The organism is Moorena bouillonii PNG (genome assembly GCF_001942495.1).
GTDB classification, from domain to species: domain Bacteria; phylum Cyanobacteriota; class Cyanobacteriia; order Cyanobacteriales; family Coleofasciculaceae; genus Moorena; species Moorena bouillonii.
Map to the genome: position 1 here is coordinate 4,263,314 of NZ_MKZS01000001.1, position 2,952 is coordinate 4,266,265.

Below are 2,952 nucleotides of genomic sequence, written 5' to 3' on the forward strand. Positions count from 1 at the left end.
CACCCCACACCCGGTCACCCCGTAAAGCTTTTAAGGCTGTTTGTCACCCCGTCAGCTTGCAAAATAAAATGACCGAGTATATGGATAATGGGGCAAAGCTCGGCTGGCTGATAGACCGCAAGCATCGAGGGGTCTATGTTTATCGTCCTGGGATGGAAACCGAACGGTTAGACAATCCTGCTACTGTTAGCGGTGAGCCGGTTTTACCGGGTTTTGTGCTGAAGCTGGAGAAAATTTGGTAAGGCTAAACCATAGAACCTCAGGCATTTTCTGATTGGTGTGAGTATGGTGGCACAATTAAAAACACCCTGTTGATTGTAACCACGTAATCGAGCAATGAACATTCCACGGCTACACCCAAACACTATTGAAGCAGTTAAGGAACGGTCTGACATTGTGGATGTCATCTCGGAGCATGTGGTATTGCGCAAGCGTGGCAGAGACCATGTCGGTCTGTGCCCTTTCCATGAGGAAAAAACTCCCAGTTTCACGGTCAGTCCCTCTAAACAACTGTATTACTGCTTCGGCTGCCAAGCTGGAGGGAATGCGATTAAATTCCTGATGGAGATTGGCAAGCACTCCTTCTCAGATGTGGTGCTGGATTTGGCACAGCGCTACCAGGTGCCAGTCCAAACCCTCCAACCGGAACAGCGGGAGCAATTACAACGGCAACTTTCTCTACAAGAGCAACTCTACGAGATTCTGGCCTTAGCCACAGCTTTCTATCAACATGCCCTCAGACAACCCCAAGGACAGCAGGCCCTAGAGTACTTGCGCGGTAAAAGGGGTCTGAGTGAGGAAACTATCATTACTTTCGAGCTAGGGTATGCTCCAGCTAGTTGGCAAACCATTTACCGCTATCTGGTGGAACACAAACGGAAGCCAGTGAAGCTAGTTGAGCAAGCGGGATTGATTAAGCCTAGGGACAATGGTGGGTATTATGATGGCTTTCGCGATCGCATTATGATTCCCATCCACGACACCCAAGGTCGAGTGATTGGCTTTGGTGGTAGAAGTCTCGGGGATGAGCAACCGAAATACCTCAACTCTCCAGAAACTCCCCTGTTTGATAAAAGTAAAACCCTCTTTGCCCTAGATAAAGCTCGTAATGCCATTACCAAGCAAGACCAAGCTGTAGTGGTGGAAGGATATTTTGATGCGATCGCACTCCATGCTGCAGGAATTACTAATATAGTCGCCTCCCTTGGTACCGCTTTTAGTTTAGATCAAGTCCGGCAACTATCGCGCTATACTGAATCCAAGCAAATTGTGCTCAACTTTGATGCGGATGCTGCTGGTACCACTGCTGCCCAAAGAGCCATTGGAGAAATTGCTAACTTAGCTTACCAAGGACTTGTCCAGCTAAGGGTACTCAACCTACCGGATGGCAAAGATGCTGATGAATTCCTCAAATCTGCTCCTGACGCTACGGAAAAATACCAACAACTGTTGCTAAATGCTCCCTTGTGGCTGGATTGGCAGATTAATCAACTCCTGATTGGCAAAGACCTCCAACAAGCCAATCAATTTCAGCAAGTCGCCCAAGCAATGGTTAAGTTACTCAATCAACTGGATGACATTAATCAGCTCACTTATTATATTAACCACTGTGCTCAAATTCTCAGTCAAGGACAAGGTAAACTAGTCTCTCTCTACATCGAAAATTTCCAAACTCAACTCCAAAAACCCCTGAGAGCTGCCTTTAAGAAATCCTCACCTCGGTTAAAGAAACCGAAACAAAAGGGTAATCAAGACTCAAACCTACCTGTTGGTAAAGAACGCACGCTTTTAGAACGAGCCGAAGCCTTACTATTACGGATTTATTTACACTGTCCGGACTATCGACAAACAATTATTGATACTCTAGACCAGGGAGATTTACTGTTTAGTCTTTCTCATCATCGATTCTTGTGGCAACAAATTATTGAACTGCAAGGGATAGGGACACAATTTAACACTACCACCCCTGAACAGCTAATCTCCCGTTTACAAGACCGCAGTTTACAATTTCCTAGGGAAATGACTCAAGTGGCTCATCTGTTTCATCTTGACGAAGCCTGTACAGAAGATATTTTGCGAGCCCCCATGGTAATACAAGCTGCAGCAGCTTCCCTAGAAATAGTAGCCTTGGAAAAACATCGGCGCTATTGTTTAGAGCAATGGCAAAAAATTGACCTTAGTAATGATTCGCAACGTAAGCAATACTATTGGCAGGAATGTCAAGATGCTAATCGCAGGCTGATCGAATTAGAGAAGATACGTCAGGTCGGTATTTCCGACCTATTAACTATGTAGCAGTTCTCAAACGCTATAAATTGCTATTACTTAACATCATGAAAGTGGCTATAATCAATAATTCTACTGCCGTCTGATTTCCTATCAAACATATCTACAAAACGCCTATCCCACAAAATTTCTGATGCGGTGTAGGAGTGACGACTGTGAATAGTCTGGGAAACCGTTTCATCAATACCAACTAGGGTGATAATAAGTGTGGCTTCCATTTCAGCGAGAGACTCTGGTGTTTCCCCATATAAAGGACTACTTTCATCAATCGGATGCATTGCTGTCCAAGTTAGAGCAAAGCTAGGGGTTTGGCTACGCAAAAGTTTCAGGTCGTAGAATCGACGCATGGATTCCCCTTCCAAGGTCACTTCATTGCGCAGCAAACTTACCCTGAGCTGAGCTTCCAGAATCAGATTATACCGTTCATTGGCAGTGCGAAACATGAGGGTAGTGACCCCATTATGGGGCGCAATCACTGCCCTACGACTGAAGATGACTCTGGCAGTAGGGCGAGAGAAGCGGGCAAACATTAGTCCCGTTGCCATGGCTAGGGCCATCAAACCCACTAGAGCTTCTATGGTAACGATGATATTAGCATAGGAGGTCACGGGCTGACTGCCTGACACATCTGTGTGAAAAGCAAACAGATCAGGTTCTACACTTTAA

General features: G+C 45.7%; 2 protein-coding genes and 1 pseudogene. 2 read left to right on the forward strand and 1 reads right to left on the reverse strand.

Annotated elements, in window-relative coordinates:
• On the forward strand, window positions 1-242 hold a 242-nt coding region (locus BJP37_RS17395; protein ID WP_198954089.1), incomplete at its 5' end, for a Uma2 family endonuclease.
• A 94-nt stretch (window positions 243-336) separates the two neighbouring features.
• Window positions 337-2,295, forward strand: coding sequence for a DNA primase (gene dnaG, locus BJP37_RS17400; protein ID WP_075900617.1), 1,959 nt, complete (start codon window positions 337-339; stop codon window positions 2,293-2,295).
• Between the two features lie 26 nt (window positions 2,296-2,321).
• Here dnaG and BJP37_RS17405 read toward each other — a convergent pair.
• Window positions 2,322-2,897: pseudogene (locus BJP37_RS17405) on the reverse strand (ion channel); the annotation flags it as partial.
• Between the last annotated feature and the right edge of the window lie 55 nt (window positions 2,898-2,952).

What these genes read in the sequence shown, in the direction of transcription:
- dnaG (WP_075900617.1), top strand. Translation starts at nt 337, where the DNA reads ATGAACATTCCACGGCTACACCCAAACACTATTGAAGCAGTTAAGGAA.